13 protein-coding genes and 1 pseudogene are annotated in these 13,480 nt (G+C 64.9%); 3 read left to right on the top strand and 11 right to left on the bottom strand.

Annotated elements, in window-relative coordinates; genetic code table 11:
• From VMR39_RS24590 to VMR39_RS24625, 8 genes are all read right to left on the bottom strand, one after another.
• Positions 1–597, bottom strand: a 597-nt coding sequence (locus VMR39_RS24590) for a DUF4403 family protein (protein ID WP_325420170.1), incomplete at its 3' end; no start/stop codon positions are given.
• A gap of 88 nt (positions 598–685) precedes the next feature.
• Entirely contained in the window at positions 686–2,602 is a 1,917-nt protein-coding gene (gene dxs, locus VMR39_RS24595; RefSeq protein WP_325420172.1) for a 1-deoxy-D-xylulose-5-phosphate synthase, read from the bottom strand.
• A gap of 10 nt (positions 2,603–2,612) precedes the next feature.
• Positions 2,613–3,167: an ATP-binding protein gene (locus tag VMR39_RS24600; RefSeq protein ID WP_325420174.1), complete on the bottom strand. Its 555-nt coding sequence runs from the start codon at positions 3,165–3,167 to the stop codon at positions 2,613–2,615.
• Positions 3,164–3,733: a nicotinamide riboside transporter PnuC gene (gene pnuC / locus VMR39_RS24605; protein ID WP_325420176.1), complete on the bottom strand. Its 570-nt coding sequence runs from the start codon at positions 3,731–3,733 to the stop codon at positions 3,164–3,166. Before pnuC ends, VMR39_RS24600 begins: the two co-directional genes overlap by 4 nt.
• A 13-nt stretch (positions 3,734–3,746) precedes the next feature.
• A complete protein-coding gene (locus VMR39_RS24610; RefSeq protein WP_325420179.1) occupies positions 3,747–4,208 on the bottom strand; it encodes a Fur family transcriptional regulator in 462 nt (153 codons plus the stop codon).
• 46 nt (positions 4,209–4,254) lie between these two features.
• Positions 4,255–4,581, bottom strand: coding sequence for a DUF423 domain-containing protein (locus tag VMR39_RS24615; RefSeq protein ID WP_325420181.1), 327 nt, complete (start codon positions 4,579–4,581; stop codon positions 4,255–4,257).
• Positions 4,578–6,377: a monovalent cation:proton antiporter-2 (CPA2) family protein gene (locus VMR39_RS24620; protein ID WP_325420183.1), complete on the bottom strand. Its 1,800-nt coding sequence runs from the start codon at positions 6,375–6,377 to the stop codon at positions 4,578–4,580. The genes VMR39_RS24615 and VMR39_RS24620 overlap by 4 nt, the downstream gene beginning before the upstream one ends.
• Positions 6,377–6,799, bottom strand: a complete 423-nt coding sequence (locus tag VMR39_RS24625) for an iron-sulfur cluster assembly scaffold protein (protein WP_325420185.1) — start codon at positions 6,797–6,799, stop codon at positions 6,377–6,379. Before VMR39_RS24625 ends, VMR39_RS24620 begins: the two co-directional genes overlap by 1 nt.
• 112 nt (positions 6,800–6,911) lie before the next feature.
• Here VMR39_RS24625 and VMR39_RS24630 point away from each other — a divergent pair, with 112 nt between their 5' ends.
• Positions 6,912–7,367 carry a YaiI/YqxD family protein gene (locus VMR39_RS24630; protein ID WP_325420195.1) on the top strand — a complete coding sequence of 152 codons (456 nt, stop codon included), beginning with the start codon at positions 6,912–6,914 and terminating at the stop codon, positions 7,365–7,367.
• Complete coding sequence (locus VMR39_RS24635; RefSeq protein WP_325420187.1) at positions 7,367–8,539, top strand: NAD(P)/FAD-dependent oxidoreductase; 1,173 nt, start codon at positions 7,367–7,369, stop codon at positions 8,537–8,539. Before VMR39_RS24630 ends, VMR39_RS24635 begins: the two co-directional genes overlap by 1 nt.
• Before the next feature lies 1 nt (position 8,540).
• Here VMR39_RS24635 and VMR39_RS24640 read toward each other — a convergent pair whose 3' ends face one another.
• Together VMR39_RS24640 and VMR39_RS24645 are read right to left on the bottom strand one after the other, a co-directional pair.
• On the bottom strand, positions 8,541–10,250 hold the full coding sequence (locus VMR39_RS24640) for an ATP-binding protein (protein ID WP_325420189.1): 1,710 nt from the start codon (positions 10,248–10,250) through the stop codon (positions 8,541–8,543).
• 153 nt (positions 10,251–10,403) lie between these two features.
• Positions 10,404–12,461 (bottom strand): transglycosylase domain-containing protein, encoded by a 2,058-nt coding sequence (locus VMR39_RS24645; protein ID WP_325420191.1) that lies wholly within the window; start codon positions 12,459–12,461, stop codon positions 10,404–10,406.
• Between the two features lie 108 nt (positions 12,462–12,569).
• Here VMR39_RS24645 and VMR39_RS24650 point away from each other — a divergent pair, with 108 nt between their 5' ends.
• Positions 12,570–12,767 carry a hypothetical protein gene (locus VMR39_RS24650; RefSeq protein WP_325420193.1) on the top strand — a complete coding sequence of 66 codons (198 nt, stop codon included), beginning with the start codon at positions 12,570–12,572 and terminating at the stop codon, positions 12,765–12,767.
• Positions 12,768–12,802: 35 nt separating this feature from the next.
• Here VMR39_RS24650 and VMR39_RS24655 read toward each other — a convergent pair.
• Positions 12,803–13,480, bottom strand: a pseudogene (locus VMR39_RS24655) (MFS transporter); the annotation flags it as partial.

The raw sequence follows: 13,480 nt of genomic DNA on the forward strand, positions 1-13,480 counted from the left end.
TTGCAGTTTCTCGTCCGCCCGGTCGGTGAAGCGGATACGCTGGCCAAGGAAGTCGATGCCGGGCGGCGTGGTCCAGTCATAGGTCAGGCGTACCTTGCCGGTCAGCGCCCAGTCGGGCGTCAGGTCCAGGCGGATGCGGGCATGGGCCATGGCCGCACCCGTCGCGGTTTCGCCCTTCAGCACGCCGCGGACATCGCGTGCGCTGATCTGCGCGCGGATTGGGACGTCGGCGACGATATCCTGCCCCTCGCCGCGCAGCCGGATCGGGCCACGCGTGACGATGCCATGGATGGCACATCTGATCGGTGGCGTGACCTTGATCTGCTTGCCGAAAAGCTTGACCTTTTGCGGCGCTATGCAGCGTGCGGCAGGTTCGTCGATCGACCAGAGCAGCGTCGGTACGGCTCCCTCGACCGCACGGCGGATAATCGCGGCGTCCCCTTCGATCGGCGCGGTCAGGACGGAGGATTTTTGCGGGGTCGGTAAGGGATCGTGTGCGCGGGGCGGCGGCTTGTCTTCGACCTTGGGGTGGCAGCCGGTGAGGATCAGGAGGCAGGTGGCAACGGAAAAGAGGGTTCGCCCGACATTCCGCACCATAATCTCCCCCCATTGGACCGGCCGATCATCGCATGATCGGCACGGTTCAGCTAGGACGCAAGGCGGGGAATTTGGTTCCTGATCAGCGTCAGGCGCGCGCTTCCGTGCCGACGCTGTTGTGGCGCAAGGCGGTCAGCACCGTATCGACGATCGCATCCGCATCCAGCCGGGCGTCGGCATATTGCTTCTCGGGCTTGTCCTGATCCTGAAAGATATCGGGCAGGCGCATGGTGCGCAACTTCAGCCCGTTGTCGATCAGGCCAAGGTCGCTCGCCAGCGTGAGCACATGCGCGCCAAGGCCGCCGATCGATCCTTCCTCGATCGTCACGGCGACTTCATGGGTGGTGAGCAGGCGACGGATCATCGCCTCGTCCAGCGGCTTGGCGAAGCGCAGGTCGGCGACGGTGGTGCTGAGGCCCTTCGCCTCCAGCGCCTCTGCGGCCTTCAGTGCTTCCTCCAGTCTCGTGCCGAGCGACAGGATGGCGACCTGCCGCCCTTCGCGGACGATGCGGCCCTTGCCGATCTCCAGCGCTTCGGGGGCCTCCGGCATGGCGACGCCCGTGCCGTTGCCGCGCGGATAGCGCACCGCGATCGGCCCGCTGTCATGCACGGCGCAGGTATGGACCATGTGGACCAGTTCCGCCTCGTCGGCGGCGGCCATCACCACGAAATTGGGCAGACTGGCGAGATAGGTGACGTCGAAGCTGCCCGCATGGGTCGACCCGTCCGCACCGACCAGGCCCGCGCGATCGATGGCGAAGCGCACCGGCAGGTTCTGGATTGCCACATCATGGACGACCTGATCATAGGCTCGTTGCAGGAAGGTCGAATAGATCGCGCAGAAGGGGCGCATCCCCTGCGCGGCGAGGCCCGCAGCGAAGGTCACGGCATGTTGTTCGGCGATGCCGACGTCGAAAATGCGATCAGGAAACGCCAGTTCGAACTTGTCGAGGCCAGTGCCCGACGGCATCGCCGCCGTGATGGCGCAGACGGTGGGATCGCGCTGCGCCTCCGCGATCAGCGCCTGCGCGAAGACGTTGGTGTAGCTGGGCGGTCCCGGCGGCGCCTTGGCCTGGGTGCCGGTGATGACGTCGAACTTCTGTACGCCATGATATTTGTCTGCCGCCGCTTCGGCGGGGCCATAACCCTTGCCCTTCTGCGTCACGACATGGATCAGGCACGGGCCTTCGGCCGCGTCGCGGACATTTTCCAGCACCGGGATCAGATGGTCCAGATTATGGCCGTCGATAGGACCGACATAGTAGAAGCCCAGTTCCTCGAACAAGGTGCCGCCGGTCGCCATCCCGCGGGCGAACTCGTCGGTCTTCTTCGCTGCCTTGTGAAGCGGGCGGGGCAGCTTGCGTGCCAGCTTCTTGGCGAGGTCGCGCAGGCCCAGAAATTCGCGGCTGGATACCAGGCGCGCGAGATAGGCGGACAAGCCACCCACCGGCGGCGCGATCGACATGTCATTGTCGTTCAGGATCACGATCAGGCGATTGCCCGCCTCGCGCGCATTGTTCATCGCCTCATAGGCCATGCCTGCCGACATGGCGCCGTCGCCGATCACGGCGATGCCCTTGCCCGGCTTGTCCTGCATCTTGTTGGCGACGGCGAAGCCCAGCGCCGCGCTGATCGAGGTCGAACTGTGTGCCGCGCCGAACGGGTCATATTCGGACTCGGCGCGCTTGGTGAAGCCGGACAGGCCGCCGCCCTGGCGCAGCGTGCGAATGCGGTCGCGCCGGCCGGTCAGGATCTTGTGCGGATAGCATTGGTGGCCGACATCCCACACCAGCTTGTCGCGCGGCGTGTCGAACACATAATGGATCGCGGTCGTCAGTTCGACGACGCCGAGGCCGGAGCCGAGATGACCACCGGTAACGCCGACCGCCGCGATGGTTTCCGCGCGCAGCTCGTCGGCCAGCTGGCGGAGCTGATCCGGCTCCAGCTTGCGCAGGTCATCTGGGGTATGAACGGTATCGAGCAACGGCGTGGATGGATTGGACATGATGATGTGCCTACTCGTTTTCCTGCGCCAAGTCGAACCCTGACGATCGTTTTGGCCGCTCCAGCGCCTCGACAAGCCGGACCGCCCCGGCAAAGCGTGCGTCCCAGTCGCCGCCGACCGGCGCCCAGACAACGCCCGATTTTTCCAGCATGTTCCGGCTGATTTCCGCGAAGCACGCGCGGACTGGAGCGTCGCCGTAGATGCGCACCTCGTCGGGCACCCATGCGACGTCGGCTTCCATCAGCAGATAGAGATCGGCCTTGGGATAGGTCAGCAGCACCTCTGGAACATGGCCGATCATCATGTCCGCCCAAGCGGCGGTCATCAGCGAATCGGTGTCGGCGAACAGGAAGCGGTTTGCGGCGGGCAGGGCGGCTTCGATCATGGCGGCCTGCGTCCGGCCGATCGTCAGCAGATCCTCCTCGTCCATGTCGACGCCATGGGTTTCGGCATGGGTGCGGCCATATTCGGGCACCCAGATGGTATTGAAATGCCGGGCAAGCCGCTCTGCCAGCACGGATTTTCCGGTGCTTTCGACACCGTGCAGGACCACGCGGAACGTCATGCCTGGGCGCCTGCCATAGTCCGACGCCATGCGATCAGCCCGTAGAGGGCGATCACGAAGAAGACGGCATAGAGGACCGAGGTGGCGATCAGCCCCCGGCTCCAGAACAGGCCGGTGGCAAGCGCGTCGACCGCGACCCAAAGCAGCCAGCTTTCAAACTTGCGTTGCGACTGGAGGATTTGCGCCGCGACGCTCATACCCGCCACGGTCGCGTCGGCGTAGGGCGCGGCGGCGTCGGTAAAGCGACCCATCATGCTGCCCCAGCCCAGGATCGCGATCGCTGTACCTGTCAGCCAGAGAAGGCGGGCAGGGGGGCCCAGACGCTCCACAGCAATGCCGCCATCCTCGCCCCTTTCGCTGCGGAACCAGTTCCACCAGCCATAGAGGTTGATCACGAAGAAGAAGATCTGGAGCAGCGCGTCGCTATAGAGATTCGCCTCGAAGAAGACGAAGAAATAGAGCGCCACCATCGCGAGGCCGAAGGGATAGTTCCACAGCGACCGGCGCACGACCAATAGGATGTTGACGAGGCCGAGCGCTGCCGCAACCCATTCCACGATGTTCAAGGCTGGGGGCCCGTCAGTGGGCGTTGCAGGTGCCGCGCATCTCGATCACTGCGCGCTTGGGCGTGAAGCCGGCCTTTTCGGCGGCGGTGCGCAGCGAACTGGTGATCGGGTCATTGTCGATATGCGTCACCTGCCCGCATTCGTCGCACACGAGGAAGATGCAGTCATGGTGACAGCCCGGATGCGCATTGGCGATATAGGCGTTGGCGCTTTCCACCCGCATGGCGATGTTGTTCGCCACGAACAGGTCCAGGATGCGATAGACGCTGTTGGGCGCGACGCGCTTACCGCGCGCCTTCGACACATTGTCGGCGATATCATAGGCCGATGCAGGCTTTTCCTCGGCCGCCAGCGCATCGAAAATGGCCGCGCGCATCGGCGTCCATTGCTCGTTCTGCGCCTCCAGCGTGGCGCGGGCAGCGTCGGCCAGCTTGGTGCCGGTGGGTTCCTGATGGTGATGATGCGCGTGAGCCATGGACTTTATCTAGGCGCGGTCGTGGTTTCCGGCAAGATGGGGCGGATCACCCGCGGGAGAAGCACCATGCGGCCCAAAGCCATCCCGCGATCATCAGCGTGCCGCCGATCGGCGTGATCGCGCCCAGCCAGCGCGGACCACCCAGCGCCATGACATAGAGCGAGACGGCAAAGATCGCCGCACCGATCAGCATGGTCGCTGCGGCGCCCCGCGCGACGCCCAGGATCGCTACCGCCGCGACGGCATGGATCAGCTGGTAGAGGCCGCCGGTGCGCAGCCAGTCAGCCGCCTTGGGATCGGTGACGCCATGGGCGCCGAACGCGCCCGCGCCGATGGCGAGCGCGGCGGACAGGCAGGCCAGTATCGCGATCATGCTTCGTCCTTCTCCCCTCGGCTCAACAGCCGCATGGCCTTGCCCGGCCGATACATGAGATCCTTGGCCGCCAGCAGGTTGCCATGTTCGATCTGGAGCGCGAAACGCTGCTCATCATTGGTGCGATATTGGCGCTCGACCTCCTCGACCTCCTCCTGCGGGACGCCCAGCGACTGCATCGCCTGCACGCCCATGCAGATGGCCGATTCATAGACTTCGCGCACCACGCCGGCGAGGTCGATGTCCTGCAACGCCAGCACCTGCCGTCGATCGAAGGCGCGGACCATCAGCGCGGCCTGCGGGAAGGCTTCGGCAATCGGCTGAAGCGCCTGACTGTCGAGCGAGGGATCGTCGATGCAGAAGGCGATCAGGCGCGCCTCATCCGCACCCGACCGACGGAGCAGGTCGATACGGGTGCCGTCGCCATAATAGACCTTCATGTCGAACCGGCTCGACACCTCGATCTGCGCCGGCTTCTTGTCGATCAGGGTGACGCCGAAGCCGTGGCCCATCAGCATCTGCGCGACGGTCTGACCGAAACGACCATAGCCCACGATGATGGCGGAACCGCGCGGCGCATCCTCCGGGCCGGGCAGGCTGCCGTCATCCTTGGGCTTGGCGAACTCGAATCGGCGGGCGAACAGCATCAGGAAGGGCGTCGTCGCCATGGAGAATGTGACGATGGCGCTGAACAGGCTGGCGGCCTGCGGCGCGATCAGCAGCGCATTCTGCGCCTGCGCGAACAGAACGAAGCCGAATTCGCCGCCCTGGCTCAGCAGCAGTCCTGCACCCAGCGCCTGCTGTCCGTTCATACCGAAGAGACGTGCGAGGCCGGTGATGATCGCGGCCTTGGTGACGACCAGCATCGCAGCCATAGACAGCACGAAAAGCGGATTGGCAGCGACGGCTCGCAGATCCAGCACCATGCCGACCGCCAGAAAGAAGAGGCCGAGCAGGATGGAGCGGAATGGCTCCACATCGGATTCGATTTCATGGCGATAAGGCGAATCGGCCAGCATGACGCCCGCGACAAAGGCGCCGAGCGCGGTCGACAGATGCAACATGTGCATCAGGGCCGCGGCGGCAAGGACGGTGAACAGGCCGACCGCGACGAACAGTTCACGCTCGCCCATGCGCCCCACCAGCGCCAGCAGCGGGCGCAGGATGAAACGGCCGGCCAGCACCAGTCCGGCGATGGCGGCGACGGTATAGCCCGCCATCATCCATCCCGGCGGGCCGCCTGCATCGGCGGGATTGCGCGACAGGGCAGCGACGATCGTTATCAGCGGGACGATCGACAGATCCTGGAACAGCAGGATCGAAAAGACCTTCTCGCCGAAAGGCGAGTTGATGCGGCCGCTCGACTTGAGGCTCGGCAACACCTGCGCCGTTGAGGACAAAGCGAGGGGGAGGCCGAGTGCGATCGCCGCGCCCCAGCTGAAGCCGGTAGAATAGAAGATCAGCGCCGTCAGCGCGCAGCCGCACAATATGACCTGCGCCGCGCCCAGCGCGAAAATGTCGCGCTTCAGTCGCCACAGCCGCGCCGGATGCAGTTCCAGCCCGACAAGGAAGAGCAGCAGGACGATGCCGATCTCCGCAATGGCGAGCTTTGATTCGCCGCCGCCGACCAGGCCCAGTCCCTGCGGCCCAACCAGCGCGCCCGCGACCAGATAGCCCAGCACGGCGCCCAGGCCAAAGCGGCGGAACAGCATGACGAAGGCGACGGCCGCTCCCAGCAGGATCACGCCTTCGGACAGCAGCACGTCGGTTGCGCTCACGGCAGCATGCGCTTCCATCAGGCGTCCGCCATCCGCGCAGCTTCTGCGATCGCTTCGAAACCGAGACGGATCGAGGCATGGCGCGCGGGATAGCCGCGGGCCGGGGCCAGCACCGCCAGCCCCGGCCAGAAGTCGAGATCGTCGCTTTCCCCGGCCAGATAGGCGGTCAGCCTGTCGCGTGCGTCGGCCAGTTCCTCCGCCGTCAGGCCGATCGCCTGCGCCGCCATCAGCGCGGCCGATGCCTGCCCCAGCGCGCAGGCCTTCACATCCAGCCCCATCTCGGCGAGCCGTCCATCCGCCATCCTGACGTCCGCCGTCACGCGCGATCCGCAGGTCGGCGACCGCTTCTCGACGCTCGCCTGCGGCTCAGGCAGGCGCTGGTGATGCGGGATGCTCGCGGCGAGCCGCAATATGTCCTTGTTATACAGGGGGGCACTCATGCCGCCCATGTAGGACAGGAATATCGCGGGGTGAAGGCGGCGAATGGTCTCATGCGAAATAACCGCCGAAACAGGCTGGCCTGATATGGCCGACCCGCCTATCGCCGGGACCATGAAGATACTAGTCGATGCCGATGCCTGCCCCGTGAAGGAGGAAATCTACAAGGTCGCCTGGCGGCACGAAATCCCCGTGACGATCGTCAGCAACAGCCCGATCCGCATTCCCGCCCATCCCTTGCTCGACCGGGTAGTCGTGAGCGATGGGTTCGACGCCGCCGACGACTGGATCGCAGAGCGGGCGGACAAGGGCAGCATCTGCATCACCGCCGACATCCTGCTCGCCGATCGCTGCCTGAAAGCAGGCGCGGCGGTGATCGCGCCCAATGGCAAGCCCTTCACTTCCAGCTCTATCGGCGCAGCCGTCGCCACCCGCGCTATCATGGCCGATCTGCGCGCGGGCGCGGTGGGCGACGCGATCGGCGGCCCGCCGCCATTCTCGAAGGCGGACCGCTCGCGCTTCCTCTCGTCGCTGGACGAGGCGCTGGTGCGCCTAAAGCGGGGTCGCTGATGGCTGATTATGATGCGATCGTGCTGGGCGCAGGCGCGGCTGGCATGATGTGTGCCAGCGTCGCCGGGCAGCGGGGCAGGCGGGTGCTGCTGGTCGACCATGCCGATGCGCCGGGCAAGAAAATCCTGATTTCCGGCGGCGGGCGATGCAATTTCACCAATATCCACACCGCCGCCGATCGTTATCTGTCGACCAATCCGCATTTCGCCAAGTCGGCGCTGGGGCGCTACACCGCGCAGGATTTCCTTGCGCTGGTCGAACGTTACAGCATCGCCTGGCATGAAAAGACGCTGGGCCAGCTTTTCTGCGACGGATCGGCCAGGCAGATCGTCGCCATGCTGGAAGAGGAATGCGCGAAGGGCGGCGTCACCCTGGCGCTCGGCCAGCCGGTGACGGATATCGCCCATGGCGACGGCCTCTATCGCGTTCGACTGGGCGATCGGGAGCATCACGCCCCCGCGCTGGTGCTGGCGACGGGCGGCCCTTCCATCCCAAAAATGGGCGCGACCGGTTTCGCCTATGATGTCGCGCGGCAATTCGGCCTGTCGGTGGTACAGCCGCACCCGGCGCTGGTGCCCTTCACCCTGGGGCCGGACGAACAGCTGTTCCAGTCGCTGTCGGGCGTGTCCACCGATGTCGAGGTGCGCTGGAACAAGACCCGCTTCCGCGAGGCGGCACTCTTCACCCATCGCGGCCTGTCTGGCCCGGCGATGCTCCAGATCAGCAGCTACTGGCAGCACCGCACGCCGATTCACGTCGATTTCCTGCCCGGTCGCGTGGCCGACTGGCTGGTCGTGGAAAAGGGCGCGCGCCCGCGCACGCCATTGCGTAAGCTATTAGGGCAGGCCTTGCCCGATCGCCTCGCCGAAGTATTGCTGGAACGCATCGGCGTGCAGGGCGAACTAGGCAATCTGACCGACAAGGCTTTGCGTGCGGTAGGCGTGCGCCTGTCCGACTGGCCCTTCACCCCGTCCGGCACCGAAGGCTATGCCAAAGCGGAAGTCACCGGGGGCGGCATCGCCACCGCCGGCCTCTCGTCTCGCACCATGGAAGCCACCAAAGTCCCCGGCCTCTACGCCATCGGCGAGGCGGTGGATGTCACCGGCTGGCTGGGGGGCTATAATTTCCAATGGGCGTGGGCCAGCGGCGTAGCCGCCGGTCAGGCGATGTAAATCAAGCCACCTGTGCGCGGGCGGCGGTGACGCTCGCCTGAAGATGTTTCTGGCGGAAGGGTTTGGACAGGCGCGCGATATGCGGCGCGATCAGGTCGATCCCTTCATAGCCCGATATGATCAGGGTGGCGATGTCGGGATGGTCGACCCGCAGCCGCAACGCCAGCTCCACGCCCGTCATGCCCGGCATAACATGATCGGTGACGACGATGTCGGGGCGATAGCCGGCTTCGATCATGCCGAGCGCCATTTCGGCATTTTCGACGTCGACCACGTCATATCCGATGTCGGACAGCATTTCGCGAGTGCTGCTGCGCACCAGCGCATTGTCGTCGACCAGCAGGGCCTTGCCCTGACTGGCGCCATTGGTCCCGTTGCCGTTAGCCGGTGCGGCGGGCGCGCGCTTCACCTTTTCGGCCGGCAGCCAGAACTGAATCTGCGTGCCCTTGCCGACTTCGCTGTCGATTTCGAGCGCGCCGCCCAGCTGGCCGGCCAGCCCATGCGCCATCGACAGGCCAAGTCCGGTCCCATGGCCGACCGGCTTGGTGGTGAAGAAGGGTTCCATCGCCGACGCCTTCACTGCCGGGGTCATGCCGGCGCCCGTGTCGCCGATCGTCAGGCAAACATATTGGCCGGGGCTGAGCTGGGCCGGAAGGCGCCGTTCCTTGACTTCCGCCGTGATGATGAGCCTGCCGCCATCGGGCATGGCATCGCGGCTGTTTACCGCAAGATTGAGGATCGCCAGTTCCAGTTGATGCGCGTCCGCATGGACCGCAGGCAGTGAAGTCGGAGCATCCACCGACAGCGTCACGCGCGGCCCCACGGTGCTGGCGAGCAATGCCTGCATTCCCGCCAGCAGATCCGGCAGATCGACGGCGGTGGGCTGGAGCGGCTGGCGCCGGGCAAACGCCAGCAGCCGCTGCACCAGCATCTGTGCGCTTTCGGCCGCCTGCATCGCGACGGTGGCGGTGCGGCTGGTTGAAGCGGCCGATCCATGGCCGGACAGGATCAGGTCCAGGCCGCCGATGATCGGCGTCAGCAGATTGTTGAAATCATGCGCGACATGCCCGGTCAACTGGCCCAGCATGTCCATCTTCTGCAACTGGCGCAGCTTGTCCTGGGACTGCTCCAGTTCATTGCTTTTTTCACGGACGCGCTGGTCCAGTTGGCCGTTAAGCGCCTCCAGCGATGCGAACAGGCGATAATTTTCCAGCGCCGTCGATGCTGCGCGAGCCAGCGCCTCCAGCAGCGCGATCTGATTGTCGGTCGGCGCTTCCGCCTCGCACCAATAGGCGCCGATGGCGGCGGTCGGTTCGGCCCGGCCGATCGGCACCATCACCATGCTGCGCACGAAGGTCCGGCGATAGGCGTCGAGAGGAACCCGCCTGTCCTCGAAGACGTCGGGGATGACCGCCGTCTGATGGTTCAGCATCGCCCAGCCGGACACGCAAGTCTCAATCGGAAAACGCTGCCCGGTCCAGAGCGGCTCCATCGCATCCTCGGCGATATAATGGCATTGCTCGCCATCGCGCATGACGATGGCGATGCCGTCGGCACCCACGACCCGGCGCGCGAAGGCGCGCAGCACCGCCGTGATCGCGTCGATCGAACGCGCCCCGGCCAGCGCCTCTATCGTCTCCGCTGCCATGCTCCAGCGCGCTGCCAGAGCCTTCTGCTCGGAGTTCAGATCGCCGTTTCTTCCCCCACTCATAGTATGACCTCTGAATCGGACATCGTTTCCTTATAACATCGAAGTGCAGGCATAAGGAAATGGGGGATCGTCAACGCTTTGTCGCATGACGTGCAAGTCATCTGTTCACTGTCACAAATGGCTTTGGCTTAACCATCTTAACCGTTGAGTTGCCTAGGGTCCGCCATCCTCCCCTTCAGGTTGGGTCGGAACGATCCGTGGCGGCGGCGCGCCCTGCGGTGGCAGCGGCATGGGCTGATCGGACGGGATTCGCAGCTGGTTGCCGCCGATATTGACGGTCATGCCACCCTGATCGACGCCCACGCCGACATTGCCAATTCCCGTCTCGACCGCGACATTGGCGATGGCGTTGACCAGATCGGGATCCTGTTCCTCCTCGGGTACCTTCTCGACCGGCTCGTTGATCGCGCCGCTCATGAAATTGCGCCAGATGCGTGCCGGCACGCCGCCGCCGGCCGCGCCGCCGGGCAGAGGCGCATTGTCGTCATTGCCGATCCATACAGCCGTCACCAGGCCGCCGGCATAGCCTACGAAGATGGCGTCGCGGCTGTCCTGCGTCGTACCTGTCTTGCCGAAGGTGCTGGTACGTAGCGCGGCCGCGCTGCCGGTGCCGCGATTGGCGGCGGAGGACAGCAGGTCGCGGATCATTTCCAGCTGGTCGTCGCTGAAATGGCGCTGGCGCTGCATCAGCTTCTCGAACCAGCCCTGTTCCTCGGGTGGCAGGCCATGGGCGATAACCGGATAGGCGCCGGCCGCGACCGACGCATAGGCTTCGGCCAGCTCGACCAGCGGGATTTCCGACGTGCCAAGCGCCAGACTAAGATCCTCGGTCAGCGGCGCGGTGATGCCCAGGTCGCGGGCGACCTTGATGACATTATCGACGCCCACCTTCTGGGTCAGGCGCACGGCTGCGACATTGCTCGACGCGGCAAAGGCCTGACGCAGGGTGATGCGACCGCGATATTTGCCGCCATGATTGGCCGGACGATAGTTGCCGGTGGTGATCGGCGTGTCCTCGATCATGTCGTCTGACGTCATCCCCGCGCGGAAGGCGGCGAGATAGACGAACAGCTTGAAGGTCGATCCCGGCTGGCGCTTGGCCTGCACTGCGCGGTTGAAACTGCTCTTCGTATAATTTTTGCCGCCGACCATGGCGACGACGCTGCCGTCAGGCTTCATCGCCACCAGCGCAGCCTGTGCTCCGCCCAGCGGCGCGCGGCGGATCGCTGCCTCGGCCAGCCGCTGGATGCGCCAGTCGAGCGTCGTCGGCACTTCCTGCTCGCCATAGACGGCGCCAGCCCGGTCGCGGGCATGGGGCAGAATCCAATCGGCGAAATAGGTGCCGCTGGTCGGATCGGGATCATCATGGACGTTGAGGCGCGCGGGCGGCAGGGCATTGCGTTCTGCCTGCGTGATATAGCCTGCGTCGACCATCGCCTGCGTCACCAGCGCGGAGCGGGTGCGCGCGCCCTTCAGGTTCGACGTCGGCGCCAGTCGCGACGGCGCCTTCAGCAACCCCGCCAGCATCGCCGCCTGCGGGATGGTCAGCCGATCGGGCGACCGGTTGAAATAATGGCGCGCGGCGGCGCGCAGGCCGTACACATTGTCGCCGAAATAGACGTTGGAGAGATATCTCTCCATGATCTGGTCCTTGGTCAGCCAGGCTTCCAGCCAGATCGCGATCAAAGCCTCGCGCGCCTTGCGGCCGAAGGTGCGGTCGGCGGACAGGAACACGCCCTTGGCCAATTGCTGGGTGATCGTGCTGCCGCCCTGCGAAGAGCCGTCCGACCAGAGATTATGCCACATGGCGCGCGCGATGCCGCGCGGGTCGACGCCCCAATGGCTCTGGAAGCGGCGATCCTCGATCGCCATGAACGCTTGCGGCACATGGGCGGGCAGTTCCGCCATCGTGACCGGCTTGTCGATCACCGCGCCGCGCCGCGCGATCAGGTGGCCGTCCGCCGACATCAGGCTGATCGCGGGTGGTGCAATTGGCTTCAGCGAACGCGACAAGGGCGCTGTCACCGCCAGCCAAGCGACCAGCAACATCAGTACCGCCAGCCCCGCGGCAATGACCCAGCCGAAAATCTGGAAGCGGCGACGCCAGGGCGTGGGCGGCGTAAAGGCGCTGGGCGGACCCGCGCCGAACGCACGTTTCGGCTGCTCATCGGCCGGGAGTGAAGGGACGGACTCGTTCATCGGTTCGGTCATGCTGTATTGTTCACATCATACAGTCAAGCATGTCCCGCACCGGGACAGCTGAAGATTAACCCTGAATGGCGATGGCCAAAAAGGTAAATAATTTATTAATAAGTCGCCATGCGAAACCGACCTCTCGTCCTCACCACCGAATCGGCCCGCCATCCTTTCCGCCAGCGGCTGCCTGCCCACATATTCCGGGTGGTCGACGATCGCACGGCGCGCCGCAAGCGGGCTGTCGACGACGATAGCGACTGGAAACTCTTCGCGCTCAGCTTCTGCGCTTTTTTCACGGCCTTCTACAGCTTCATCTATTAAGACATTGAAATACGCGCCTTTCACTGGCGCGTCACTCAATGGCAAAGTGGCCCGTCGCAGGCCTTATGGAGCTTCCACGCCATCGCTGCGCAGGGGAGGGTGAGGATCGCGACCAGCAAGAGCTGCATCACCACCGACATGCCCGCGATGCTGAGGCCGATCGCGCAGAGCGATCCCACGACCATTGCGCCCGAATTGACGATATTGTTCGCTGCCACCGTGCGCGCGGCCTCGCACTTTTCGACCGTCGTGGTGAGGAAGGCATAGAGCGGTACTACGAACATGCCGCCGAACGTCGCGACTCCTAGCAGGCAGAGCGACAGCGGAATTGCGAGCGGATGCGCCAGGAAACCGCCCAGCGATAGCATCTGCCCTTCCGGCGCGGGCGTCCACAGGTCGCAGACGATGTGAAAGGCGACGATACACACGCCCATGCCGATCACTGACGCGGGCGCATATTTGGCCGACACATGGCCCTGCAAAAGCCGGTTGATCGCGATCGATCCGATGGCGATGCCGATCGAGAAGATGGCGAGGAACAGGCTGGCGACCGGCTTGTCGGCGGTCAGCACATTCTTCACCAGCGGCGGAAACTGGATGAACAGGATGGAACCCACAGCCCAGAACAGGCTGATCGACAAGATCGCCAGAAAGAGCCTGCGGATATGCATCGTCCCGCGCACCAGCGTGACCGACGACCGGATGATGTGAAA

It is taken from the genome of Sphingobium sp., from assembly GCF_035511395.1.
Taxonomy (GTDB): domain Bacteria; phylum Pseudomonadota; class Alphaproteobacteria; order Sphingomonadales; family Sphingomonadaceae; genus Sphingobium.